Genomic DNA, 23,689 nt, shown 5'->3' with positions numbered 1-23,689 from the left:
AAAAACCGGGATACAACATACCATCAATAAAACAATACAACACAATTTTTTTCATGTTAACGGGTTCTATGAGAACAAGGGCCTGTCAATAAACAATAGTCAGTTAATAATCGGTCTTGATGGTATTGTCAAAAGGAAGTCGGAGTTGATATTGAAGGTTTTCATCGGTACTCCCATCCAGTACATCCAATCCGTACTGTAAGTTTCTGGGATCTTCGTAAGCGAAGGTGCCAAAGATACGATCCCACAAAGAAAAAATATTAGCATAATTCGTATCTGTATAAGGGCGCTTATAATGATGGTGCACTTTGTGCATATTGGGCGATACCAGTATCCAGCTAATGGGTTTATCCAACCACAATGGAACACGGATATTGGCATGATTGAAATGCGTAAAGATGGCGGCCACACTCCGGTACAGGAAATACATACCTATGGGCAAGCCAAGTAGCAGGACGCCTACAATGGTAGATGCCTCACGAAAAACCCATTCACCGGGGTGGTGTCTGGTACCCGTGGTTACATCCACCTTGGTGTCACTGTGGTGGATCATGTGAAACTTCCACATCCATTTTATCTTGTGCATGGCATAGTGCGGCGCATACTGACCAAAGAAATCCATGAAGAACAAGCCCAATAATACCGTGCCCCAAAGAGGCAGGTTAAGCCAGTTCAGCAGTCCGATATGATTGGTGGTTACCCAATCACAAACTTTAATGGTGATGGTACCCAATAATAAATTCAGGATAACGGTGGTGAGCAGGAAGAGTAGGTTGACGCTGGCATGTTTATAGCGTTTGAAAGAAAAGGTAAACAAGGGGTAATAACCTTCCAATACCCAGAAAACAACCATCCCGCCCAGCAGGATGACCATTCTTTGCCAGCTTTCAATATGCTCCCAAAAATGCATGAATGACTCCATAGGCATTTCATCGTTTCACCAGTAATTTACGCTAAAAATCGGGAAAGCGGGAGAGGCTTGTCAAGTGGCCCTGGCAGGCGGGTTAGTGATTGATAAACAGTAGGTTATTGAATATTTTTTTCATTACAACTCTCCTTCAGGCATCTCCTCAAATTCAAAATCACAATCAAAACAGCGGTATACGTTCTTGACCGACAGGGCATAATTGCCAAATAGCCAGGAGAAAATGGCCGTAAGCCAGTTCATGGGATTGCGGCTGTCTGTTACAAAATGCACGTTGTGTGATTGGCATTTAGGGCAAGCTACTGCTTGTTTGTACACCGTTTCATAACCATTGACCAGTTCCAGGGCCCTGGGCAGTTGTTCATGGTGTACCATTAGCTTGATACCGCCAACAGCATTGCTGAGTATGGGATCGATGGTAACCGTGTGTTCGTCCTGCAGGTAAGCGCGGATATGCTCTTCCTCCAGGCGTTGCAGCATCATATTCGCAGGAATATAATTGTCGTATGTACGCAACAAAATAAACACAGGGGTCTTTTGAATAATGAATGGTCTACGAAAGATAAAAGAAAAAGCCGGATATTTTTATCCGGCTTCAATATAGTTTTAATCCGCGGGGTGCACTAATCTGCGAAATCCACTTAATCCTTAAATCTGTGATCAGCTGTTCAGCATCAGCGGCATTACCAGCATCAGCATTTCTTCATTATCGTCTTGCTCTGTAGGCTTAATGATACCCGCCTTGGTAGGGGTAGAAAGTTCTACTACCACATCTTCACTTTCGGCGGCATTCAGCATTTCGATCAGGAATTTAGCGTTGAAGGCAATGGCCAGGTCTTCGCCATCATACTGGCATTTCATGCGCTCATTACCCTCAAAAGAGAAATCCACATCCTGTGCCGCCAGTTGCAGCTCACTGCCACTGATATTCAAAACCACCTGGTTGGTGCTTTTGTTACTGAATACACTTACCCGGCGCAGGGCGCTTTGGAAATCGGCCTTATTAAGGATCAGTTTATATGGATTGTCGGAAGGAATAACCACTTTGTAATCCGGAAAACGTGCATCTATCAACCGGCAACTCATTTGTGTGGTGCCGTGTTTTACAAACAGGTGGTTACTATTGTAACTTACCGTCAGTTCATCATCATTGGAAGGCAAGGCTGCTTTGAGCAGGTTGAGCGGCTTTTTGGGAACGATCAGGGAATCGTTCTTGGGGCAGCTCACATCTTTGCGTTTGTAACGTACCAGGCGGTGTGCGTCTGTTGCTACAAACTGCAATCCTTTCTTGTCCATTTCAAAATATACACCGGTCATGGCGGGACGCAAATCATCGCCACTTACTGCAAACAGTGTTTTATTGATGGCGGTTACCAAGGCAACCGAACTCAATGTAAAGGAGGAGGTATCATCAGCTACCGGCTCTTTGGGGAAATTGTCCGGATTTTCACCCATTACCTTGTATTTACCATTGTCGCTGGTAATTTCCACACTATAATTCTTGTCAATATTGAACGTCAGTGGCTGATCAGGGATATTCTTTAAGGAGTCGATCAGGATCTTGGCGGGAATACAAACCCGTCCTGAATCCTTGGCTTCCACGTCCATTTGCACCTTCATTACCGTTTCCAGGTCAGTGGCAACCACGGTAAGTCTGTTCTTATCGATCTCAAACAAAAAATCCTCTAAAATTGGCAATACCGTATTGGCGTTGATAACGCCGCTAATCTGTTGTAACTGTTTCAATAAAGCCGAAGAAGAAACGATGAACTTCATAAGCTGATTAAAGATTTGAGCAAATATAGAATTATGAACAATACGCCCCACCGTATATTTTTAAACAGTCAAATCACAAATCCATCAATTTGAGTCAGCTAAATGATTTTAGGGCGGTCAAATAATACCCGGAAAACCTATTTTCGTCCTGCCATGCTGTTATCTGTAATTATTGTAAACTATAATGTGAAGTATTTCCTGGAACAATGCCTTTGTTCCGTGAAAAAGCCATGGATCAGGATACCAGCCTGCCAGGGCAAGGCTTTTCGACCCAAACAGAGGTTTTTGTGGTCGACAATCACTCTACAGATGATAGTATTGCGTACCTCCAGCCCCGTTTTCCTTTTGTACAGTTCATAGCCAATGTGGAAAATAAAGGGTTTGCCCGGGCCAATAACCAGGCCCTCCGGCAATGCCGTGGGAAATATGTTCTTTTTCTCAATCCCGATACCATCCTGCCCGAGGATGGCTTTCAACAATGCTTTTCATTTATGAATGGCCATCCTGATGCCGGCGCCCTGGGCGTACACATGATCGATGGGAGTGGCCGGTACCTGCCCGAATCAAAACGGGGATTTCCTACCCCTGGGTATCATTTTGTAAAATGAGTGGCCTTACCCGGCTTTTCCCCAGTTCGCACTGGTTGGGCCGGTATTACCTGGGTCATTTGTCACCATCGGGCACTCACCCCGTTGATGTGCTTTCGGGTGCTTTTATGTGGGTGCGCAAAGAAGTACTGGATAAAACAGGCGGTTTTGATGAACGATTCTTTATGTACGCCGAGGATATTGATTTGAGCTACCGTATCCAATTGGCCGGATACCAAAATTATTACTTATCTAGTCCTGCTATTATCCACTTTAAAGGCGAAAGTACCCGCCGGGATGCCCGATATGTAAAATTATTTTATACCGCCATGATCCAGTTTGTACAGAAGCATTATAAAGGGGCATTGGCCTGGTGGTATATTAAACTGTTGCAAGGCATTATTAAACTCAGGAGTTTTGGTACAGAAAAAAACAGTCCTGCAGCAGCTTTGCCGCACCATGAAAATGCGAGCTTAATAGGCGATGCATTGTCTATAGAAAATATGCGACCGCTATTAAAACGCTCCAATATACCTGTTGTTATTAACCAGGAACAGGCAGGAGCTATCATTTTTGCGAAGGGGAGACCTATTCTTTTGCTACTATTATCAACAATCTTCCATCTATAACCGCTGGCCAACAGGCATTAATTCATGGCCATAATACTGCCAGTGCAGTAGGCAGTGAAGCTACCACCCGGCAAGGCCATACAATTGCCTGACATCCACTTTTAAATACCTTCCTACCCTCTCAAAAGTGCAAACGGCCTTGCACGGTTACCACCCCAATCTGCACACTTATTGGTTAAAACGACACGGTTAAGGGTTTGTATATTTTCGTGTACCGGATTTGAGTAGTTTTAATCGACTAAATCATCCCTAAACCTTAAACTTTATTGTTGTGAGAAAAACTTTTCGCTTAGGTATTTACTTCATGACTGTTCATTACTGTCTCTGCACAACAATGGCCAAATGGTACAGCACCTGGCAGCATTCACTATTCAGGTGGATTTGTAGGCATAGGAACATCCAGCCCTGCTTATGGACTCGATGTAATGGGAGTCACCCACTCGCGTTATTTTATTGCAGATGTAACGGCGGTCGGCGATGTGGAGACTTTCATCAAAAAACAATCATCTGCCCAATATGCCTTCGGCACAGGAGTAAAACATAATGGCGGTATCGAACTGGGGGAAATGAATGCGAAGCTGTTGGAGAAAATAGAAGAGCTCACCTTATATGTTATTGAACTGAAGAAAGAGATAGAGGACCTAAAAAGAACGATAAGAAGGAATAACGAAGGCCTTTTATTTATTCACAAGTTAAAAATATACCTATGTATAAAAGAATATTACTCGCTTTACTCCTAGTATGGGGAATAAGGGGATATACCCAGCAAAATCTTTTAGCGATGCTACGAATGCTGACTTACGCCAAAGTGCTGTGTACAACCTGGGCAAGGAAGCCCAAAGAAAATATGAGATTCAAAGAACAAATCACCTGGTTTCAAAGATCACTTTGGTTAAATTGAATGCGTCAGCATTGGAACAAGGAAGCCTGTTGATTAACCATGGCGCAAAGAATGTTTTGGCAAAACAGACTACCTACGAAAGACGTTCCAGTAACGATTTTTCATGGTTTGGAAGATTAGAAGATGAAACCGGGATATTTTTTTACCGTGATGGGCAATCAGGTTGCTTCAAAGTTTTATATTGGAACCACCCCTATACGCTGTTACCTCTGGAAGGTGATGTGCACATGTTGATTGAATACGGCCCCAATAACCTGGGGAGTTGTTTATTATATGACCCGCCGGTCAAAAGCAGTCGGCTAAAGCCATCAACACGAGTGGTATTGAATCTTCCACATTGGCAACGCCGCTGCCAAATGATAACAATTGTAATCTGAGGGTTATAATCGCCATTACCACCGTTGCAGAAAGTGAGCTAACTACCACATTGGCTCAAACAGCCCAGATGCTGCAAGATGAAGCCAATCTGGCTTATCAGCAAAGCCTGGTTAATTTCAGGATGGAAATAGCCCGCATTGCCCGAACAAGTTATACCGAAGTGAATACTTCAGGAACCGATGTTAGTAACTTTCAGGCTGGGGTTTCGCCGCTCAATAGTATTCATACCTTAAGGGAGGTTTATAAGGGAGATGTGCTGGTGCTTTTACGGAAAGGGGACTTTCAAATTGGCAGCTCAACTCTATTTGGCGAGGCATACGATCAACCCACAACAAACGATCCGCCCAATGCAAGCGAAGCTTTCTGTATGGTAACTACCGATTACCTGATAGGCGGCCGGTTTACTTTCGCTCATGAAATCGGTCATTTACAAGGAGCAGGGCATGATAATAATACTGAATCACCCAATTATGCAAGAGGATTTATTCAGAATAATATCATTGGACCTACAAGGACGATTATGGCAACGGCGAACGTAACCGGATGTTCCTTTAATAACAGCGGTTGCCGGGTACAGTATTTTTCAAATCCTAATGTGAATTTTGGAACAGGGCCAATGGGCACGGTAGACAGGGATAATGTAAGGCGTATGAATGAAACGGCACCGGCTATATTGAATTACAGAAGTACTTCAGAAAACCTTGTTGTACAAAATGAAACGTTTGATAATGAAATATTAGCCAACCATTTAGGTAATAGTACTGTTTCAACCAGTGGTACGGTCACTGCTTCAAATGGAAGCTGGGTTACCTTTAGGGCCACTGATGAAATAACATTAAACCCAGGTTTCTCAGCTGACAATGGAAGTGATTTTACAGCAGCGCTTATTAACAATCCCTGCACTGTCTTGCCACCCCAGGATACAACGAATGTTTCAGCACCATCTACGACAATCGCAAGAACGGTAACAGATGAATCAGCAGATAACAGGAGAGATAACACATCTATTCAGGAAAGCGTCAGGACTTACCCTAATCCTTCAGACAATCTATTAAATATTGAGTTTGTTTTGAAAAAACCAGCAAAGGTTTCTTTAGTGATCACTGATCTGGCAGGAAAGGTGGAGAAAGGCATTTCCAAAAATGCAAATTATGAGAGCGGAGTTCATAAACTAACCGTCAATACTGAAAAACTGGCACCTGGCGTATACATTTATACTTTAGTACTGGATAATAACAGGCATACAGGTAAAATTGTAATTGTACATTAATAAAATATAATCTTATAATACAACATGCCGTCCTTTTTCAGATTGCATGTTGTATTATTCAATAATTTAATAATGATAACCTATCTATACACCACCCCCAGCATCTTCACAATCCCAACAGATTCATATTATTGCTTACTGGGATCAATAACTTCCATATTATGCGCTGTAAGACGAACTACGTTGCACGAATATTGTCCAAATCTTCACGCTTTTGGGCCAAATCTTCACGGCTAACGATTTGTACATTTTCGAATGCAGGATTTGAATATTTTTAATCAGCTTATCATTCCCAAACCTTAAACTTTATTCTAGTGAGAACAAAACTCTTCGTTTCTGTATTGACTTCGGGCCTGTTCTTTACGGCCTCAGCTCAACAATGGCAAAACGGTACAGCACCTGGCAGCATTTACTATTCAGGTGGATTTGTAGGTATAGGAACAAGTCCTTCTTATGGTCTTGATGTAATGGGAATAACCCGCTCGCGTTACCTTATTGCTGAAGTACCAGCCGCCGGTGATGTAGGTGGTTGGTTCAGAGGAGCGGCCAATGGTAATGCAAATGTGGTATTACAGGGAAATGGAGGCTCAAACAGAGCTTATTGGATAACAGCAACAAACGATATCCTTAGAATAGGAGGGCAAGGCGCTGCTGAACCTGCAGAGGGAGCTATGAATATCAGGCATGATGGAAAAATAGGCATTGGCACCAGCGATCCTGGTATATATAATTTAGCAGTTAATGGTAAAATGGTACCCCCTGGCCTGATTATGTGTTTAGCAGGGATTATAATCTCATGAGCCTTGCTGACCTGGAGGCAATTATCAAAAAGAACAATCACTTGCCTAATATCCCTTCCGCACAGGAGGTAAAGGAAAAGAAGGGAATTGAATTGGGTGAAATGAACGCAAAACTCCTGGAGAAAAATAGAAGAATTGACCTTGCATGTTATAGAACTGAATAAAAAATTTGACGAGTTAAAGAAGGAAAACGAAATATTACGAAATAAGAAATAATACTATCAAAACCAATCTAAACTTGATGACCATGAAAAGTACCTGTTTTATTCCCTTTTTGTTATTGATTGTACAGCAATCCGTTGGCCAGTCCCAATGGTTGAACACTGGCTCTAAAATTTATTATGATGCTGGGAATGTTGGTATAGGACATAGTGATCCTATTGATAAATTGCATGTGCACGGAAACACATTTATTTATGGAAACATTAGGCTTGGGCAACAACTGGACGGAGTGGGGGCGGGCAACCAGCTTATTTTTAATGATCATGGAAATTCCGATCCTATATGGATGGCCAGGTATAATGTAGCAAGCAACGCTACAGAGTTGCGGATGAATATAGGGGATGAAGGAGAGGCTGCTGATAAGCTTTCAATCGGATTTACCCATTGGAACGGGAGTGGCTGGTCACCCAAATTTACCTTTCAGGCCAATGGAAGGTTGGGTATTGGCAATACTTCACCATCCTCTTTGGTAAATATTGGTGCAACAGAAGGGGAGGCCGGCACTGCTTATGAGTCATCCACCTTATTAAAGGTATACCAGCCATTCAATTCGTCTATTACTTCGGCCAGTATAGACATTGGTATGTGCCAGCCTCATGCCCGTATCACTGGTATCGGGAATACTGTCGATAATGGAATTGGACAGCTTGCTTTTCTACTATGAAACATGGTGTGATTAACGAAATTGTTCGCATTACTTCTGACGGTAATGTTGGTATAGGGACATCGACTCCTGGATTGCAATTCAAGTTGGCAGTAGAAGGAAAAATAGGCGCTCGTGAAATTAAGGTAACAACCGTCACCCCTGGCCCGATTATGTGTTTACCAGGGATTACAACCTCATGAGCCTTGCCGACCTGGAGGCATTCATCAAAAAGAATAACCACCTGCCCAATATCCCTTCTGCACAGGAGGTAAAAGAAAAAGAAGGAATAGAACTGGGTGAAATGAATGCAAAACTGCTGGAGAAAATAGAAGAATTGACCTTGCACCTGATAGAAATGAATAAGGAGCTACAAAATATCAGGAAGGAGAACCAGGTTATTAAAGAAGAAGTAAAGGTATTATCCGCCAGGCAGGAACCCCGGACAAAGCAATAATAGTATCAGGAAATAGATCAGCTAAGCGACAAAAGGGCAACCCGTATAAATTCGGAGTTGCCTTTTTTGTTCTTATTGATCATACCGCCATCAGCACTTTTGCACAACCCGCATACTTTGCCTGACGTATATCATTTACATTATACTGCGTTCCAAATCGTACACCGATGGCCAATACCAGCGAAAAATGTTCATCCGGCGGAAGGTCAGTATACTTCAACTCCAGGGCGGTTGACGGGGCGCCCTGCGCTACCGGATACCAGTCTGTGTTTTTCAGAAGCGTTTGTACATGATTATAGCCAGGGTGCGTAAGACCATACTTATTTAATCCACCAGTATAAATAATATCCGGCACCACGCCCAAGGTAACCTGCACACTAAACCAGGGGTATTTTTCCGGGGCAAAGAAACTGATGCCCGGCATTAATTCGGGAATCCGAACCGTGGCAGTCATCGTTTCCCGGTTCAATGCATATTCAACCGGAAACCGGACCGTTGCATCAAAAGTATTGGTCTTGTTTAACGAAAACCATTGAGTATTTGGGGCAGCATGGATAAGGGCACACCCCGTTCGCCAAGATCGCTTTCGGAATCCAGGTTCTGCACCGGAACCATGAGGGCATTGAGCTTGCCGGCAATATTATGGTCGGCCAACGGCTTTTGAAAAGTCAGGGCATGCATGATCCATTTCCCGGCTTTGGCGCGGCCGCCAAATTCGAAATGGCCTTTCGCACCCTATGCAAATCAGGATCTGTTTTAATTTTTTTCCTTACTGGGACCACCCTTCCGGCGGATAATAGGCTGGTCGACCCCCGCATTTTGTAAATAGAGAGATCATCAATAGACCCTTGTATTCCGAGGCCAAGCCCGGCGATCACTTTTGCCATAATAATGATTTTACAGGTGAAGCAATAGCATCTTTAATCAATAGTGCTGACCAACCAAAGGAATAGACCTTACATACTTGTTAACTGAATTCCGTATGAATAATTTGGCTATATCTTATAGATGTCTCCTATCTTTCAAAGATCATGGTATCTACGGGGTATCATCGGGGTATATACGGGATATCTACGGGGTATCTTTTCAAATAGATTTAATATAACCATCTTTTATTATGTAATAAACCGGGGCCTATTCAATGCAGGTGGAGCGGCTTGCCGGCAGCATTGCCAGTGGTTCCTATGGTACCGATGACTGACCCGGCTTTTACCCATTTGGGGCTCAAAACCACGAAAAATGTGTTCATTTTACAGTGGATTGATATATCCTAACTTGATGATAATCAGAATAAAATGAAAGAAATGAGGGTTAAAAGTATTGGATGCGGGCAAACCAGGGGTAAGGATCTAAAGATATTGGTTTATTGCTATTCAGGGTACCCATCAACAATTCAAGTTCAAACAATCCCTCGCTTCCCGGGGTAGAGATTTTGCCTATTGCCTCACCGGCTTTAATGATATCTCCTGTCTTTACCAACACATGATCAAGATTACAATAAGCGAAATAATGGCTTCCATAATTTGCAAAGACTGCATAAATGCCATCGTATTGGAAAACGGAAATCACTTTTCCGGCAGCCACGTTTTTGACGGTCATGGGAGAGTCTGATTGTATGGTAAGACTTTTGGTCCCACCACATCCACCCTCAAAAGCCCCACTTTGAGATTTGCTTAGCCAATGGTCGTAAGTAACCAGGTTGATAAACCGGTCTACTGGCAGGGGAGTTTTCCCTTCAGCGAGTCAAAGGAAATGCTGCCATAACCCGGTTTCTGGGCCTTTACCTGCTGATTCACCAATAGGGCTATCAACAGGATCAGCAATGGAGAAACCTGTCTCATCAGGATGATTTTGCGTTTAATCGCCCCGGTGAATCCTTTTCTTATAGGCAGAAAGTTAAAGTATAGCCGACTTTTTGACAGTTGGTACCCTGGAACGGGTCATTTAAGCATTACAATTCCCTCTAATCCCTTAATTTTGAATTTGCCTGACCAAACCGGCTTAGAATGTAATGGCATTAATTGATATTTCCTTACCCCCTTCTATAGCAAGAGCCTTACGCTTGCCTGCCCGATCGCCGCGTCGGCAACAGCTTAGGGTATTGAGGAAATTGCTGAAAAAGCCCGCTTTACGGAGTTTGGACAAACCTACCGGTTCGATGAGATCCTGCTGAGCAAGCATGCCGGTAAAAGTTCCAGCAACTGGTTCCCACGTACGATTACAATAAGATCTACGAAGCCTGGTGGCATAAAACCCTGGAAGGGCGACCCGATATTTGCTGGCCCGGTAAGATCAAATTCTTTGCCCTTAGTTCCGGCACTTCCGAATCGGCCAGTAAATACCTGCCCATTACCAACGACCTGATGCGGGGCAACCGCATTGTGATGATCAAGCAATTGCTCACGCTGCGCACTTACCACGATATCCCGCTAAAAGTGTTGGCAAAGGCTGGCTGATGCTGGGTGGCAGTACCGACCTGCAAAAAAGGTCCCGGCTACTATGCGGGCGACCTAAGCGGCATTACTGCTAAAAAGTACCATTCTGGTTCTCTCCCTTTTATAAACCTGGAAAAAGATAGCACGCACCAAAGACTGGAACCAGAAGCTGGAAGCCATAGTAGAAGAAGCCCCAACTGGGATATTGGTTTCGTGGTGGGTGTGCCTGCCTGATCCAGATGTGCATGGAAAAGATCATTGAGCGGTATAAGCTCAAAAGTATCCACGACATGTGGCCCAACCTGGCTTTCTTTGTGCATGGCGGCGTGTCTTTTGAACCCTATAAAAAGGATTTGAAAAGCTGGTGGCCAAACCACTCACTTATATTGAGACCTACCTGGCCTCCGAAGGCTTTTTGGCTTACCAGGACAGGCAGTTTGCCAAAGGCATGCACCTTTCGCTCAACGATCATATCTTTTTGAGTTCATACCTTTTAATGATAAGAATTTTGATGGAGAAGGGAATGTTGTTGATGATGCAGAAGTGTTGATGATCCATGAAGTGGAAGAAGGGAAGGATTATGCGATCCTCATCAGCACCACCGCCGGCGCCTGGCGTTACCTGATTGGAGATACGGTTCGATTTGTGGACAAAGAGCGTTGCGAAATAATCATCACTGGCCGTACCAAGCACTTCCTAAGTTTGGTGGGTGAGCACCTGAGTGTAGACAATATGAATAAGGCGGTGCAACTGGTGGCGGATGAAATGAACCTCTGTATCCCTGAATTTACGGTAGCGGGCGTTCCCCATGGTCTTTTCTTTGCCCATCAATGGTGGATAGCCTGCGATGATAAGGTGGAGGCGGAACTGGTACGTGAAAAATAGACCAAAAGCTGAAAGACCTGAATGATGATTATGCGGTGGAAAGAAATAGCGCACTCAAAGATGTTTACCTCAAAATACTTCCGGAATCCAGTTTTATGGAATTCATGCGTCTCAAAGGTAAAATAGGGGGCCAGCACAAGTTTCCCCGTGTGATGAAGGGCAAAATGTATGAGGACTGGGTCAAATTCCTCGAAACCGGTGCTATTTAATGATCTGGGGGCAATACCAGCATACTTCTTACCTATATGTAAAAGGCCGGGTATGTAACTTGTTCTTTTTCACTCGTCTGATTATTTGTAAATTGTCGTTTTAATTTCACATTACCTTCTATTAGCGCATGTGGGAAGCCATCATCAATGGATTAATGCTGGGGTGTATCCTTGCTTTGTCGGTAGGGCCGGTGATCTTTACGGTGATCAAACAAAGCCTGAACAATGGCCATACCGGTGGGTTTAGCTTCGTGGCCGGTGTATGGGTAAGTGATATTGTGCTGGTGGTTATCAGCAATGCTTTTTCGGCATTGGTGAGCGAATTGCTGGAATATAAAAATATCATCGGTTACATTGGCAGTGCTTTCCTGGTCGTCATGGGTATCTTTTATCTCTTTTTCAAAAAAGTGACCCTGCGTACAGACGCGGAGGGTAAAATTATTCGTTTCCGTAAGCGGGATATGCTCAAAATATTTTCCAGTGGCTTTTGATCAATACACTCAACCCCAGTGTTTTTATTTTCTGGCTGGGCACGGCCACTGCCCTCGGCGCCAAATTCAGCTTTCAACAAAGGATTATTATTTTTGCTGTTTGTTTAGCTTTGAATATTGCAGCTGACATTTTTAAAGTATTACTGGCCGGGAAACTCCGCAATAGGCTGACCCTGCACAATATCAATGTTATTAATAAAGTCTCGGGGGTAATACTGGTCGGTTTTGGTATGGCGTTATTGTATGGCACCGTATTTTTATCCAAGGATATATAGGAATTGCCAGGGCTGATTGCAACTATTGACCGTTTGCAATGTTAGTCTTAACAAAACCTTAGTTCATTTAATTAGCTTACCGCTGTAACTTGGCCTTACATGAAAACAACTGTACTTCTCATAACGGTATTGTTCAGTTCACTGCTTTCTTACACTCAGCAATCGGATTTTATTGTTCTCAAGAAATGGAATAACCGCACCATCAAGACCTTTTATCCGGGTGCTTTTATTTCGGCGCAAACCCACCAGGGATATAACATCAATGGCTTTATTACGGATATCAGGAATGACTCACTATTCATCCGCCAGGAAGAAACCAGGCTAAGGGGGACGGAATTTGGCACCGAACTGGATACCGTCAGATTTGCCATAGGAATAGACTACCGGGAGATCAGCCGGTTCAATTATTCCGGTAAATACCAATGGGGCGGCCGAAAAAAAGGGTTTGCCCAGATAGTGGTTCCCAAGATCATGATGGTAGCAGGTGTGGGTTATATTATTTTGGAAACTGTAAATACCATTTACCGCAAAGAATCTTTCAATGATGATGGTAAACTGGTTACCCTTGGGGTGGCAGCTGCTGTAGCCGTGGCTGGCTATCTTTGGGAGCACACGCGGGCTAAAAGAGATAAGGCTGGCGGTAAGTATAAAGTAGTTTATATCAAGGCTGCCGATCTTAAAAAGTCGTTTTAATACCCGGTTTCGGATTATCTTGCACCCAAGCAATTTAACCCGGCATGGCCATCAAAACCAGGGGATTGGGTCTTCGTATTTGGCGAATCCTGAAACGAGTCTTTATTTTCCTCTTCATTTTCCAGTTGTTCTATATCCTCCTGCTCAAGTGGGTGGATCCCCGATCACGCTTACTCAACTGGGTAGCTGGATCAGCGGCCATGGCCTAAAACGGGATTATGTGTCCATCAAAGAAATGTCGCCCTATGCACGCCTTGCGGTTATTTGCTCGGAAGACCAATTGTTTCCCGATCACAATGGTTTTGACTGGAAGCATATTGAGAAGGCGATGAAGAACAATGAAAAAGACCCAACCGTATCAAAGGGGCCTCCACCATTAGCCAGCAGGTAGCCAAAAATGTATTTCTATGGCAGGGTCGTAGCTGGTTTCGGAAGGGACTGGAAGTGTATTTTACTTTCATGATCGAACTGATCTGGGGTAAAAAACGCATCCTGGAAATGTACCTTAATGTTGCTGAAATGGGGAAGGGTGTTTTTGGTATTGAAGCTGCTGCCCAGGCCAATTTCAAAAAACCTGCCCGTAAACTCACCCGCCAGGAAGCTGCTATGATCGCTGCCTCCTTACCCAATCCCAAAGAGTATACGGTAAAGCCCGTTTCCCGCTACGTGGCCTGGAAATATCCCTGGGTACTCCGTCAAATGACCAATCTCCAGGATGATGAAGACATACAAAAACTGACGCAGTAGCTTACCAACCACCCACGCTCACCGGCCTATTCATGAATGATCTTAGTACCCGTACTATTCATAGAACGGCTTTTAGGTATGCAAGTGCTAATAGCAAAACGGAAAGTATACTTACCCCTGGGCAAAGAAACCGGTACCTGTATACGGAAGGGCTGACAAGCCTGTTTAATTTGCCGCACGGTTAAACCTGTGGGGAAAGAAAGGATCTTCTCATTTTCGTTTTCAAAAGCCAATTGTATGGAAACGGTATCAAAGGGCGCTTGTTGAAAAATAGGCAGGTAGCCCGGAGGGGTTTCAATAACCCCCTGCACTGTAAACTGTTTATTGATCATTTCAGGTTTTCCTTTATACCGGATATTTACTTTAGAGAAAGAGAAATAGGGGTTAAAGATGTGACTAGCCTTGTTGCCCAGTTCTTTAATGGGGTCGATCTGTGTTACACTATCATAAACACCCACTACCATTACTTTTTTACCGATCAGTGAATCTTCCAACGGCCAGAAATTGTAATTGTTTCGGCGGTAATCAATATCATTCATTGATAGGGATGGACGTTGGGAATAAAACCAATATTTTGAAGCTTTTTGATAGGAGCCGATGAATACTACCGGCAGGCCTTGCGCTCTTTCCTGTACCGCTTTGACCCATGTTTTATTTTCATGGAACTCATCTTTCGGAAACCATTGGGCCCGGGGTATTACCGTCAGCATATAAACCCGCACCAGCAACACAAAGATCACCGTAATAGGAACGCTCTTGTACAACCAGGTGCGCAAAGCGTCATTCCGCGACAAGTATTGGTGGCTCAACACTATTAATGCAATAAAAGCTGGTACGGTCCAGTTGGCTTCGATCCGGCCCCTGAAACTGCTCAGCAGGAAAACCCATAAAACCCGATCAGGGAAAATTTTAAAGCCCGCTCCAGGCCCTGGGCGGGTTTATAATCGAATGCAGCTTTCAGTAATAACCATCCCATTAAGGGGCCAGCCAGGGCTAGCTGACCTACCAGGTATTCAATGGTAAAGCGGGTATCATAAGGGCCGGAACTACGTTCAAATAAATGGTATTGAACAGATGGAAATCCACGTGTGTACTGCCAGTAAAGATGGGGTGCAAAAGCTACCAGCGCTATCACCATTACAATATAGGTTTGGTAACGGGTAAACAATTTTGGATTGGAGGCCAGGGTGGTTACCGCAATCAACAGGCCATGGTATTTGCTGTAAAGCATCAACGCGATGCTCAACCCCAGCAATATTGACCAACCAATAGTCATTCGCTCAATAAAGCGTTGATAGAGCCAGAAAAACAAGGCCACAAAAACAAGAGGGAATATCGGGTACTGCTATAATGCCCCTATCTGTACAATAGCAATGGAACAGGCAATAGCATAAAAAAGGTAGTCATCTTTTTAGGAAGTAATTGCCGGGTGATAAAAATGGTAGCGGTATTGAGCAATACAATGAAAAAACGAACACCCAGTTCATTGGGGAAGATGGAATAACCTGCTTTGATCAGTAAGGCAATCAGTGGAGGGTGGTCAAAATAACCCCAGTCGGGGAACTGAGCATATACCCAGTAATAAGCTTCATCATCAAACAACTCTGTGTAGCCAGCCTGGATCAGGTTCACCAGGAACCAGGCAATATAAAATAGCAGTTGATGATTCCTCTTGATAAAACTAAGCATATCGAACAAACGAAAGTCGCAAAGCTATGGCATGCACTTATTTTTAGTAATTCTTCTACCCCTTTAACAGCTGTTTGAAATCGTTGTTCGTAATCGCCTGAAATATTTATCCACGGAACGGGCTGGTTTAACATGAGATCTTTATAAATATGATACAGTTCCCACCTGCTTTCCAGGTCGGGATATTCGCGCAATGGATCTTTCGTCCAGGGCAGGTCAGTATCGCACAACAAATAAAGGTCGTATGGTCTTGTTGCGATCTGGTCCAGTATCCAGGTATGGCATTTGCCAAATACATATTCACACCAAACCTTCATTACATACAAATCTGTATCAACGAACAATAAAGTAGTTTCTTTTTTATTCTGCTCTAATGTTGTCGCATATTGGTCCTCCTGGGCTATTTGCCGTTGGGCAATGACCAGTAGGTCGTCATAGTTGTATTGGGGTCCCTGCTTTAACAGGTATTCACGTGCATACTCGGGTACCCAGGCCGTAGCATAATGACCAGCCAGTTGATCACACAAGGTGCTTTTGCCTGTTGATTCAGGCCCTACTGCTACCACTTTTTTTATCATGGGTCAACAATGATCAAATATACAGTTGAATCAATAGGCTGGCGTCTGTTTTGCCAGCTTTGCCCGTTTATTCCACTCTGCCCAGCCAAAACCTGCCATCATCAGCAGGATGAAATAAAACAGGCTGGTAAGCACATAACCTTTGATAAAGTAAAGGGGGATGGAGGCAATATTGGTGCCGATCCACCAATACCAGCTCTCCACTTTTTTCTTTGCCATCAGCCACATGCCCGTATAAGCAGTAGCGGAAGCAAAGGCATCTGCCCAGGGAATGATCTCGGGTGAAAAGATAGACCGTAACCAGGTAAGTGCGCTGAATAAGGCGATGTAGAAAGCCCCAAAAAACAAGAAATGCTGTAGCCATTCTTTTTGGTGGCATGTTGTATCACTACAATATGATGTTGCCGGGCATCCTTTTTAGCCCACAGTATCCAGCCATAAATACTCATTAACGTATAATAAATATTTACACTGGCCTCACCTGGCAAATGTGCCTGTAAACTGAGCCAGGTATAAATAATGGTGCTGACAAGCCCAACGGGATAAACCCAGATATGCTCAATCCGGGCAAACCACACGCTGGCAATTCCTGTGAATACGGCTATGTATTCTAGCAGGGAGGTGTGCTTAATCCCGTACACCAATTGCTGTACAATTTCTGGTAAACTCATGTAAATGGGGCTGCAAGATAATTGTTTGTACGCTGCCGAACATTATGCTCCTTCGCACAGCTTTTTCAGGTTGCGTAGCCCTTCTTCAAATTGCTTATTGAGGTTCTTATTTAGAAGGGACCCATGAGCCGCGCCATGGGGTAGGGAAGATCTCCATTGTTTTGCCAGGTTACTTTTGTTTCGCCATTACCCCATTCTTCAAATAACCAATTATCATTGGCTAAGCTTTTCCAGGGTCTGATAAATTCAAGACTAAAATGAACATGTTTTTGATCAATGCTACGCAAAATCAACCTCCCTTCACCAATTTTCTTGCCACTCCACCAGTATTCATGTCCTGGTGCTTGTGGGTTGCCTTTAATGGTCATCTTACTACCAGGTTCCATCATTTGCCAGGGATTCCAGCGTGCATAGAAATTAAGGTCGGCCACTTTGGACATGACCTCTTGCACCGGCTTTAAGATCACCAGTGACTTTTCGATATGGTATTTGCCGGGTAAAAAAAAGAGCTGTTAGCAACAGAATTACCACAATGCCAATGAAGCCGTAAACGATGTACAATACCAGCATAAGCGGGCTGTTTAAGTGTAATTTAGTGCAAGCAGGCAAGAAAGCCAAGTGTTGGAAAATACAAAACCCTCCTGCTTTTAACAAGAGGGCTCATATAATTCGATTGGTAAAAGCTTATTCTGCTTCGGCTACCACTTCTTTTACTTCGGGTATCATACGCTTCATCATCCCTTCAATACCCGCTTTCAGCGTGATCATGGAGGAGGGACAACCACTGCAGGAACCTTGCAACATCAGGTTTACCACACCATCGTCATAACTTTTGAACTGAATTGCGCCACCATCCATTTCCACGGCAGGCTTTACATAGTTTTCTAATAATTCCTTGATCCGTTTTACCACATCATCATCATCCGCCGATACGGTATTGCTGCTTTGAGGGACAATAATAGCCACTTCTTCTTCATTGATAACCGCTTTTCCCTCTTCCAGATATTCTTTCAAAAATTGACGTATAGTAGGTATTACATCGGTCCACTCTGTTTCGGAGGTCTTGGTCAGGGTTACAAAATTGCTGGCAATGAAAACAGCCCTGATAAAGGAAAACCGAATATTTCTGTAGCTAGCGGAGAAGGCTTGGCGCTCTCTACATCGGGAAAGTCAATGCTTTTGCCCGGATACAAAAGCTTATTCGCCACAAACTTCATGGTTTCCGGATTGGGGTCATCTCCGTATAGATACTGATAACCGGACTGCCTGTTTTAATCATAAATCCCAGTGTTTTATAGTACGAAAATAACAAACACCGACCAGCAATTGTTGAATTAATTCTAAAAACAAAGCGCCCCCGCGCTTTTGGTCCGGCCTGATTTAATGATCGCAATCATCTGCGTGGGCATGGTCATGTATGCGGCAGGCGCGATAGTTGATAATATGGGCCGAAACGATAAAAATAACGGCAAAGGAAGTAGCCAAAGCTGGTAATTATGCCATATTTGCTTGGCAATCAATAATATAATGCCTACGCAAAACACAATGGCCGGTAAATAACTATGATGATGCTTGCGGTAACCATGCCAAAGGGAATACATGCCAATGGCAAAAGCAATAAAGATCATCCCATATTCCAGCATTACATTCTCGATGATATTAATGCCAAAAACGGGCAGGCTGGTAAGCAATAGTGGCAGGATGGCGCAATGAATGGCGCAGGCTACTGAAGTAGCAATTCCGAGGGCATCCCAGTTAAACCTGAAATTCATGCGGCGAAGATAAGGAAAAATCCATATGCAACTAAGTTGCAAACGAAATTGTAAAATGGTAATACTACCGTTAAGAGCTATGGTTCTGTAAAAACCCCTATGCCTTGTTTTCCTAACTTTGCATCCATGAGTAAAAAATTCGTATTTTATATTGGTTTTTCATCGTTCTCGTCATTGGCTTTTATTTTGTGCTCACCCGGGTAATACCTGGCTATGGTAAGGTAAAGCTGCCGGTTTTGAGCTATGTTCTTCCTTTCCAATTCGTTAACCAGGATGGTAAAACCGTTTCCGAACGGGACCTAGCGGGTAAGGTGTATGTAGCAGAGTATTTTTTTACTACCTGCAAAAGCATTTGCCCCATTATGAATACCAACCTGCGCTCCATTCACGAAGCCTTCCTTAATGAACCGAGATTCCTGATCGTTTCTCATACCTGCGATCCTGAAACGGATAGCAGTGCACGGTTGAAAGTATATGCTGATTCTATAAAAGCAGATACTCAGCACTGGTGGTTTTTGACAGGCCGGAAAGACAGTTTATACAATACTGCCCGTAACAGTTATTTGCTCGATGATCCAAAGAATAACCTGCAGAGTATTGATGATCAATTTTTGCATACACAATTCTTTGCGCTGGTTGATAAAGGCGGTCAGGTAAGAAAAATTTATGACGGTTTGAAGAAAGAAGAACTGGAAGAGCTTAAAAAAGATATTAAAGGATTGTTGGATGAACCTGTTGCTCAAAAACGATTTAGTAATAACCTTTTTGGAAATTAACGATTATCAGAAAAGCTAAAAAAGTTAAACATGGATACACAGATTGACAATATCCTAAAGCGCAGCCAGCTAAGCGTAACCGGTAGTCGTAAAGGATACTGGAATTATTTTTAGCAACCAATGGCGGTGCGCTGGCGCATGGTGATATTGAAAAAGAACCGGTGAAAAGTTTGATCGCGTAACGGTATACCGTACGTTACAAACCTTCCTGGAAAAAGGCATTATTCATAGTATTCCTACCGTGGATAATTCAGTGCGCTATGCCATGTGTAAAGAAGGATGTGCGGGCGGACACCACCATGACAATCACGTGCATTTTGTGTGCAGTGCCTGTGGTACTACTACCTGCCTGGAAAGTGTAATGATCCCTGCGGTGGCTCTTCCCGAGGGATTTCAGCCAGAGGAATTCCAAATGGTCGTAACAGGGGTTTGCAAGGATTGCCATTAGACGTAGATCAAATTAACGGGTTATTAATCTCCTTATATCCTTTACTGGGCTGTTTTAGCAGGAAGTTCAGATGACTGGTTGACCTATGGAGCTTGGTCGGATTCGGGTATAAAGAAAGCCCCGATGTAGAAACACCGGGACTTTTGGTTAAGGCTCTGATTAGTAGCTATTTTATGATGTTCGGGCGAATGCTCGCCCTACTATCGTAGACAGTTATTCCTTACAAAGATAATTGTTAGAATGAATAAACCATATACCACTAACTGGGTATTTTTTTACCGCCTATTGCTCAACGTTTTATTCTTTCCATTTCAGTTTTCACAAACTTCATCAATACCTGGATACGCTCGGGCGAGAAGTTAAATTCAAGTCCGGCCGCCTTATACAATTCCGGTAAGGTTTTGGTACCGCCCAGACTTAAAGACTTCATATAGTTGTCTAACGCTGCTTCCTTATCTTGCCTAAACTGCATCCACAACCCAATGGCCCCCAATTGCGCGATACCATATTCGATATAGTACAATGGTACCTCAAAGAGGTGCAACTGGCGTTGCCAGCTATAGGTGCGATAGCTTTCTAACCCGCTGAAATCGATTACATCAGCCGAAAATTCGTTCAAGATCTCCATCCACCTTTCTGCTCGTTCTGTTGCTGTGTGGCCGGGGTTTTCATAAACCCAATGCTGGAATTTATCTATCGTAGCAATCCATGGAAAGATCGTAATTACACGTTCCAGCTGATGTTCCTTGGCTCTAAGCAAGTCTTCTTCATTATCAAAAAACACTTCCCAGGCATCCATGCTAAAAAGCTCCATAGCCATACTGGCTACTTCAGCGATCTCCATCGGGTATTCTTTGAACGAACTTAGTTCCAGGGGATGTGCCAGGAAGGAATGGACGGCATGCCCGCCTTCATGTACCATGGTTGTAACATCGCTCATTTGGCCAGCTGCATTCATGAAAATGAAAGGAGCGCCTGTTTCAGCGAGCGGACAGTTATATCCCCTGGGGCTTTCCCTTTCCGGCTGTCCAGATCAAACCGTTTCATCTCATTCATTTTTCGCAGGCAATCTGCAAAAATGGCCTCACCGCTTCAAAGCATTGTATGCTTTTCTGTAATAGTTCATCTCCTGTTTTGAAGGGAGTTAATGGCTTAATACCTGCCGGCTGGGCTTCCAGGTCCCAGGGCTTTAAGGTATCAAGTCCAAGTTTTTCTTTCTTTCGCTGGTAAATGGCATTTACCAACGGAAGCACATGTTGCTTTACTGCTTCATGAAACTGATAACAATCTTCTTTGGTATAATCAAAGCGTCCCAGCTCTTTGAACTTATAATCGCGGTAGTTATAAAAACCAGCATTATTTGCTACCTGGTGGCGTTTTTCAATCAGCTTGGTAAATAACTCATTTAAGGCTTCCTTGTCCTGTATGCGCCTGTCATTTACTTTACGGTAAACAGTCTCCCGCAGGGCGCGATCCGGGCTTTCCAGTAATTTGGCGGCTTGTTGCAGGGTATATTCCTGGCCGTTTACCTCTATCGTCATTTTGCCAGAGATCACAGCATATTGTTGTTGCAACACGCTTAATTCGGATTGTAGCGGAATATTCTTTTCCCGGAATAGCTCAATGTTCTTCCTGACACCGCGCAGGTAAGTAAAGTATTTTTGTTTGTCCAATTGCTCTGTATAAGGACACTCTACCAGTTTACGGTTTAGTTTATCCGCATACAGTTGTATTTGAGGCTGCAAAGCAGTAACAAAAAACACAAAGGCTTCTTCGAGGGATTTGTTTTCCGTATCACAGGTCATTTTAATTTGCCGCCAGCAGGCATCTTCACTTACCACGGCTTCCAGCTCACTCATATCGATCAGCCATTTTTCCAGGTCCTCATAATTCCCGATTGGCCGTTCGAGCAAATCTTTAAACCAGGGTTCCAGGGTATCCCAATCGGTTACCACAAAATCGGCGGGTAAAAAATGACGGGGTAGTTTCTTAATATCTGCGCTAAAATTCATAGATCATTGTTTAAATACTAAAGCTACAACCCCCGGCAGAAAAACAGGTTCCGGCAGGTTGTAGCTTAGGTTATGTAATATAGTAAAAACTAGTCCTTAGACTTTTTGGGAGCGGCTTTCTTTTTAGCCGGCTCTTCTCCGCCTTCCCCGGCCTTTTTAGCCTTCGGAGCAGCTTTTTTTCTTAGGCTTTTCAGCTGGTTCATCCGCTGCTTCTTCTACTGCTTTTTCCTTTTAGGGGCAGCTTTAGCAGCGGCTTTCTTAGCTGGTGCTTTGGGTTCTTCTGCCACCGGTTCGGCGGTCTTTTCTTCTGCTACAGCTTCCTCGGCAGGTTCTTCGGAGAACTCCCGTAGCTTGATTTCCACGTTGTTAGCTTCAAGAACGCCCAGCCATTTTACCATTTTCTTCATGTCGCTGGCATACACCCGCTCAAAGTCGAGGTCGGGGTATACTTTCTCAAAGTACTTTTTAAGGGCGCCATTGTCTTTACCATCCGGATGCTTTTCCCCACTGCTTTGCATGGCCTGGAAAATATTTGCCAGGTTCACATTATCACGCACGGTATATATCTCAATACTTTCTAAATGTGAGAAATTATGTACCCGGCTAGACACAAATCGGGTTGACTTATCATCCAGTGAACGGACAATAGCACCATCGCTTTTACTGCTTACTAACTCGTACAATCCCGGTAACCCTGTTACCGCTATTATTTTCCATATTCCATATCGGGCTGAAATTTTAAAGGATATGCAAGATAAACGGATTTCGGCAAACCCTGTTCCAAATCTTGCCGATCTATTTTATTTCGGATTATTTTATTAATCCGGGCTCCCGGTTGCATAAGCCTGTTGAACCCTGGGCCATCTTGTTAACCACCGGTTAAATTTATTAAGATTTCCGCATGTTTTCCCTCCCAATGCCTTCCAACTTATAACAGTCAATATTACATCACATAAACAATTATTGCAATGAAAAAAGCAATCTTCCTATTGATAACTGTAGCCATAACCGGCATTTATTCGGCCAATGCCCAGGGTGGTGGTGGCGGTTTTCAGCGCCGTACTCCTGAAGAACAACTCAAGGCTGTAAAAGAAAAGCTGGTAGCTTTGAAACTTACGCCCGACCAAACGACTAAATCTGACAGCACTTTTATGAAATATTTCAGAACCCGGGAAAAATGATGGAAGACATGCGTGCCGGCGGCGGCCAGCCCGACCGTGATGCGATGCGTGAAAAGAGTCAGAAGATGGCAACAGATAGGGATGATGAACTGAAAAAGATATTTGATGAAGGTCAATTTAAAAAATGGAAAGATGAGATTGAGCCTTCTTTACGGCCTCAACGCAGGCAAGGCGGCGGCGGTGGTAACAACTAATTGACCGACCCCTATATTATTATCATGGCCCTGGTCTCGGTAGGT

Annotated in this window: 32 protein-coding genes and 4 pseudogenes; 17 read left to right on the top strand and 19 right to left on the bottom strand. The window is 43.7% G+C overall.

Translation table 11 applies throughout. From position 1 onward, the window contains the following. Window positions 1-103 precede the first annotated feature (103 nt). The 3 genes from RS881_RS57905 to dnaN all read right to left on the bottom strand — a co-directional run bounded on the left by RS881_RS57905 (window position 104) and on the right by dnaN (window position 2,701). A complete protein-coding gene (locus tag RS881_RS57905; protein WP_315819054.1) occupies window positions 104-922 on the bottom strand; it encodes a sterol desaturase family protein in 819 nt (272 codons plus the stop codon). A gap of 123 nt (window positions 923-1,045) precedes the next feature. Continuing rightward, on the bottom strand, window positions 1,046-1,444 hold the full coding sequence (locus tag RS881_RS57900) for a putative signal transducing protein (protein ID WP_315819053.1): 399 nt from the start codon (window positions 1,442-1,444) through the stop codon (window positions 1,046-1,048). 141 nt (window positions 1,445-1,585) lie between these two features. Beyond that, a complete protein-coding gene (gene dnaN, locus RS881_RS57895; RefSeq protein WP_315819052.1) occupies window positions 1,586-2,701 on the bottom strand; it encodes a DNA polymerase III subunit beta in 1,116 nt (371 codons plus the stop codon). A 230-nt stretch (window positions 2,702-2,931) separates the two neighbouring features. Between dnaN and RS881_RS57890 the strand changes: the two genes are divergently transcribed. From RS881_RS57890 to RS881_RS57855, 8 genes are all read left to right on the top strand, one after another. After that, window positions 2,932-3,309 (top strand): glycosyltransferase, encoded by a 378-nt coding sequence (locus RS881_RS57890; protein ID WP_315819051.1) that lies wholly within the window; start codon window positions 2,932-2,934, stop codon window positions 3,307-3,309. Continuing rightward, window positions 3,306-3,917, top strand: coding sequence for a glycosyltransferase family 2 protein (locus tag RS881_RS57885; RefSeq protein WP_315819050.1), 612 nt, complete (start codon window positions 3,306-3,308; stop codon window positions 3,915-3,917). The genes RS881_RS57890 and RS881_RS57885 overlap by 4 nt, the downstream gene beginning before the upstream one ends. Window positions 3,918-4,396: 479 nt before the next feature. Further along, the gene (locus RS881_RS57880) at window positions 4,397-4,657 is read left to right on the top strand and encodes a hypothetical protein (RefSeq protein WP_315819049.1); all 261 of its coding nucleotides are present in this window, start codon (window positions 4,397-4,399) and stop codon (window positions 4,655-4,657) included. A gap of 1 nt (window position 4,658) precedes the next feature. Beyond that, window positions 4,659-5,195 carry a hypothetical protein gene (locus RS881_RS57875; protein ID WP_315819048.1) on the top strand — a complete coding sequence of 179 codons (537 nt, stop codon included), beginning with the start codon at window positions 4,659-4,661 and terminating at the stop codon, window positions 5,193-5,195. Next, on the top strand, window positions 5,156-6,466 hold the full coding sequence (locus tag RS881_RS57870) for a M12 family metallo-peptidase (protein ID WP_350340061.1): 1,311 nt from the start codon (window positions 5,156-5,158) through the stop codon (window positions 6,464-6,466). Before RS881_RS57875 ends, RS881_RS57870 begins: the two co-directional genes overlap by 40 nt. A gap of 314 nt (window positions 6,467-6,780) precedes the next feature. Next, the gene (locus RS881_RS57865) at window positions 6,781-7,266 is read left to right on the top strand and encodes a hypothetical protein (protein ID WP_315819046.1); all 486 of its coding nucleotides are present in this window, start codon (window positions 6,781-6,783) and stop codon (window positions 7,264-7,266) included. A gap of 247 nt (window positions 7,267-7,513) precedes the next feature. After that, the gene (locus RS881_RS57860) at window positions 7,514-8,152 is read left to right on the top strand and encodes a hypothetical protein (protein ID WP_315819045.1); all 639 of its coding nucleotides are present in this window, start codon (window positions 7,514-7,516) and stop codon (window positions 8,150-8,152) included. Between the two features lie 154 nt (window positions 8,153-8,306). After that, entirely contained in the window at window positions 8,307-8,588 is a 282-nt protein-coding gene (locus RS881_RS57855) for a hypothetical protein (protein WP_315819044.1), read from the top strand. Between the two features lie 79 nt (window positions 8,589-8,667). Here RS881_RS57855 and RS881_RS57850 read toward each other — a convergent pair whose 3' ends face one another. The 4 genes from RS881_RS57850 to RS881_RS57835 form a co-directional block, all read right to left on the bottom strand. Further along, window positions 8,668-9,042 carry a hypothetical protein gene (locus tag RS881_RS57850; protein WP_315819043.1) on the bottom strand — a complete coding sequence of 125 codons (375 nt, stop codon included), beginning with the start codon at window positions 9,040-9,042 and terminating at the stop codon, window positions 8,668-8,670. Between the two features lie 65 nt (window positions 9,043-9,107). Continuing rightward, window positions 9,108-9,269 (bottom strand): hypothetical protein, encoded by a 162-nt coding sequence (locus RS881_RS57845; RefSeq protein WP_315819042.1) that lies wholly within the window; start codon window positions 9,267-9,269, stop codon window positions 9,108-9,110. Window positions 9,270-9,899: 630 nt separating this feature from the next. Then, complete coding sequence (locus RS881_RS57840) at window positions 9,900-10,205, bottom strand: peptidoglycan DD-metalloendopeptidase family protein (protein WP_315824965.1); 306 nt, start codon at window positions 10,203-10,205, stop codon at window positions 9,900-9,902. 95 nt (window positions 10,206-10,300) lie between these two features. Further along, window positions 10,301-10,429, bottom strand: a complete 129-nt coding sequence (locus RS881_RS57835) for a hypothetical protein (RefSeq protein WP_315819041.1) — start codon at window positions 10,427-10,429, stop codon at window positions 10,301-10,303. Between the two features lie 170 nt (window positions 10,430-10,599). Between RS881_RS57835 and RS881_RS62480 the strand changes: the two are divergent. The 5 genes and pseudogenes from RS881_RS62480 to mtgA all read left to right on the top strand — a co-directional run bounded on the left by RS881_RS62480 (window position 10,600) and on the right by mtgA (window position 14,323). Next, a pseudogene (locus RS881_RS62480) lies at window positions 10,600-12,117 on the top strand (GH3 family acyl-acid amido synthetase). 128 nt (window positions 12,118-12,245) lie between these two features. Beyond that, a complete protein-coding gene (locus RS881_RS57810; protein ID WP_315819038.1) occupies window positions 12,246-12,608 on the top strand; it encodes a LysE family transporter in 363 nt (120 codons plus the stop codon). Next, a complete protein-coding gene (locus RS881_RS57805) occupies window positions 12,605-12,883 on the top strand; it encodes a LysE family transporter (protein ID WP_315819037.1) in 279 nt (92 codons plus the stop codon). The genes RS881_RS57810 and RS881_RS57805 overlap by 4 nt, the downstream gene beginning before the upstream one ends. A gap of 99 nt (window positions 12,884-12,982) precedes the next feature. Continuing rightward, window positions 12,983-13,576 (top strand): hypothetical protein, encoded by a 594-nt coding sequence (locus RS881_RS57800; RefSeq protein WP_315819036.1) that lies wholly within the window; start codon window positions 12,983-12,985, stop codon window positions 13,574-13,576. Window positions 13,577-13,811: 235 nt separating this feature from the next. Then, a pseudogene (gene mtgA, locus RS881_RS57790) lies at window positions 13,812-14,323 on the top strand (monofunctional biosynthetic peptidoglycan transglycosylase). Window positions 14,324-14,349: 26 nt separating this feature from the next. Here mtgA and RS881_RS57785 read toward each other — a convergent pair. The 9 genes and pseudogenes from RS881_RS57785 to RS881_RS57745 all read right to left on the bottom strand — a co-directional run bounded on the left by RS881_RS57785 (window position 14,350) and on the right by RS881_RS57745 (window position 19,033). Beyond that, complete coding sequence (locus RS881_RS57785; RefSeq protein WP_315819034.1) at window positions 14,350-15,117, bottom strand: hypothetical protein; 768 nt, start codon at window positions 15,115-15,117, stop codon at window positions 14,350-14,352. Between the two features lie 77 nt (window positions 15,118-15,194). Beyond that, window positions 15,195-15,641 carry a glycosyltransferase family 39 protein gene (locus tag RS881_RS57780; protein ID WP_315819033.1) on the bottom strand — a complete coding sequence of 149 codons (447 nt, stop codon included), beginning with the start codon at window positions 15,639-15,641 and terminating at the stop codon, window positions 15,195-15,197. A gap of 38 nt (window positions 15,642-15,679) precedes the next feature. Continuing rightward, a complete protein-coding gene (locus tag RS881_RS57775; RefSeq protein ID WP_315819032.1) occupies window positions 15,680-15,955 on the bottom strand; it encodes a glycosyltransferase family protein in 276 nt (91 codons plus the stop codon). Further along, a complete protein-coding gene (locus RS881_RS57770) occupies window positions 15,952-16,590 on the bottom strand; it encodes an ATP/GTP-binding protein (RefSeq protein ID WP_315819031.1) in 639 nt (212 codons plus the stop codon). Before RS881_RS57770 ends, RS881_RS57775 begins: the two co-directional genes overlap by 4 nt. A 30-nt stretch (window positions 16,591-16,620) precedes the next feature. Then, window positions 16,621-17,261 (bottom strand): annotated as a pseudogene (gene pnuC / locus RS881_RS57765) (nicotinamide riboside transporter PnuC). Between the two features lie 110 nt (window positions 17,262-17,371). Beyond that, the gene (locus RS881_RS57760) at window positions 17,372-17,728 is read right to left on the bottom strand and encodes an SRPBCC family protein (protein ID WP_315819030.1); all 357 of its coding nucleotides are present in this window, start codon (window positions 17,726-17,728) and stop codon (window positions 17,372-17,374) included. 217 nt (window positions 17,729-17,945) lie between these two features. Further along, window positions 17,946-18,275, bottom strand: coding sequence for a NifU family protein (locus tag RS881_RS57755; protein WP_315824963.1), 330 nt, complete (start codon window positions 18,273-18,275; stop codon window positions 17,946-17,948). A gap of 36 nt (window positions 18,276-18,311) precedes the next feature. Continuing rightward, a pseudogene (locus RS881_RS57750) lies at window positions 18,312-18,478 on the bottom strand (NifU N-terminal domain-containing protein); the annotation flags it as partial. 123 nt (window positions 18,479-18,601) lie between these two features. After that, window positions 18,602-19,033, bottom strand: a complete 432-nt coding sequence (locus RS881_RS57745) for a MerC domain-containing protein (protein ID WP_315819029.1) — start codon at window positions 19,031-19,033, stop codon at window positions 18,602-18,604. Between the two features lie 188 nt (window positions 19,034-19,221). Between RS881_RS57745 and RS881_RS57740 the strand changes: the two genes are divergently transcribed. Both RS881_RS57740 and RS881_RS57735 read left to right on the top strand, forming a co-directional pair. Continuing rightward, window positions 19,222-19,809 carry an SCO family protein gene (locus RS881_RS57740; RefSeq protein WP_315819028.1) on the top strand — a complete coding sequence of 196 codons (588 nt, stop codon included), beginning with the start codon at window positions 19,222-19,224 and terminating at the stop codon, window positions 19,807-19,809. A gap of 208 nt (window positions 19,810-20,017) precedes the next feature. Then, window positions 20,018-20,257, top strand: a complete 240-nt coding sequence (locus RS881_RS57735; RefSeq protein ID WP_315824962.1) for a Fur family transcriptional regulator — start codon at window positions 20,018-20,020, stop codon at window positions 20,255-20,257. Window positions 20,258-20,546: 289 nt separating this feature from the next. Here the strand turns inward: RS881_RS57735 and RS881_RS57730 are convergent, their stop codons facing one another. The 3 genes from RS881_RS57730 to RS881_RS57720 form a co-directional block, all read right to left on the bottom strand. Next, window positions 20,547-21,197 (bottom strand): M3 family metallopeptidase, encoded by a 651-nt coding sequence (locus RS881_RS57730; RefSeq protein WP_315819027.1) that lies wholly within the window; start codon window positions 21,195-21,197, stop codon window positions 20,547-20,549. Window positions 21,198-21,309: 112 nt separating this feature from the next. Further along, entirely contained in the window at window positions 21,310-22,269 is a 960-nt protein-coding gene (locus RS881_RS57725) for a M3 family metallopeptidase (RefSeq protein WP_315819026.1), read from the bottom strand. Window positions 22,270-22,484: 215 nt separating this feature from the next. Beyond that, entirely contained in the window at window positions 22,485-22,976 is a 492-nt protein-coding gene (locus RS881_RS57720) for a DUF5606 family protein (RefSeq protein WP_315824961.1), read from the bottom strand. A gap of 261 nt (window positions 22,977-23,237) precedes the next feature. On the opposite strand from RS881_RS57720, the gene RS881_RS57715 reads away from it, so the two are divergent. Next, window positions 23,238-23,450, top strand: a complete 213-nt coding sequence (locus tag RS881_RS57715; RefSeq protein ID WP_315819025.1) for a hypothetical protein — start codon at window positions 23,238-23,240, stop codon at window positions 23,448-23,450. Next, window positions 23,447-23,644 (top strand): hypothetical protein, encoded by a 198-nt coding sequence (locus RS881_RS57710; protein ID WP_315819024.1) that lies wholly within the window; start codon window positions 23,447-23,449, stop codon window positions 23,642-23,644. The genes RS881_RS57715 and RS881_RS57710 overlap by 4 nt, the downstream gene beginning before the upstream one ends. The last annotated feature ends 45 nt before the right edge of the window (window positions 23,645-23,689 follow it).

This window comes from Paraflavitalea speifideaquila (assembly GCF_032395985.1).
GTDB classification, from domain to species: Bacteria; Bacteroidota; Bacteroidia; order Chitinophagales; family Chitinophagaceae; genus Paraflavitalea; species Paraflavitalea speifideaquila.
The sequence above is the reverse complement of the archived record's forward strand: the minus strand, read 5'-3'. Positions and strand labels throughout refer to the sequence as shown.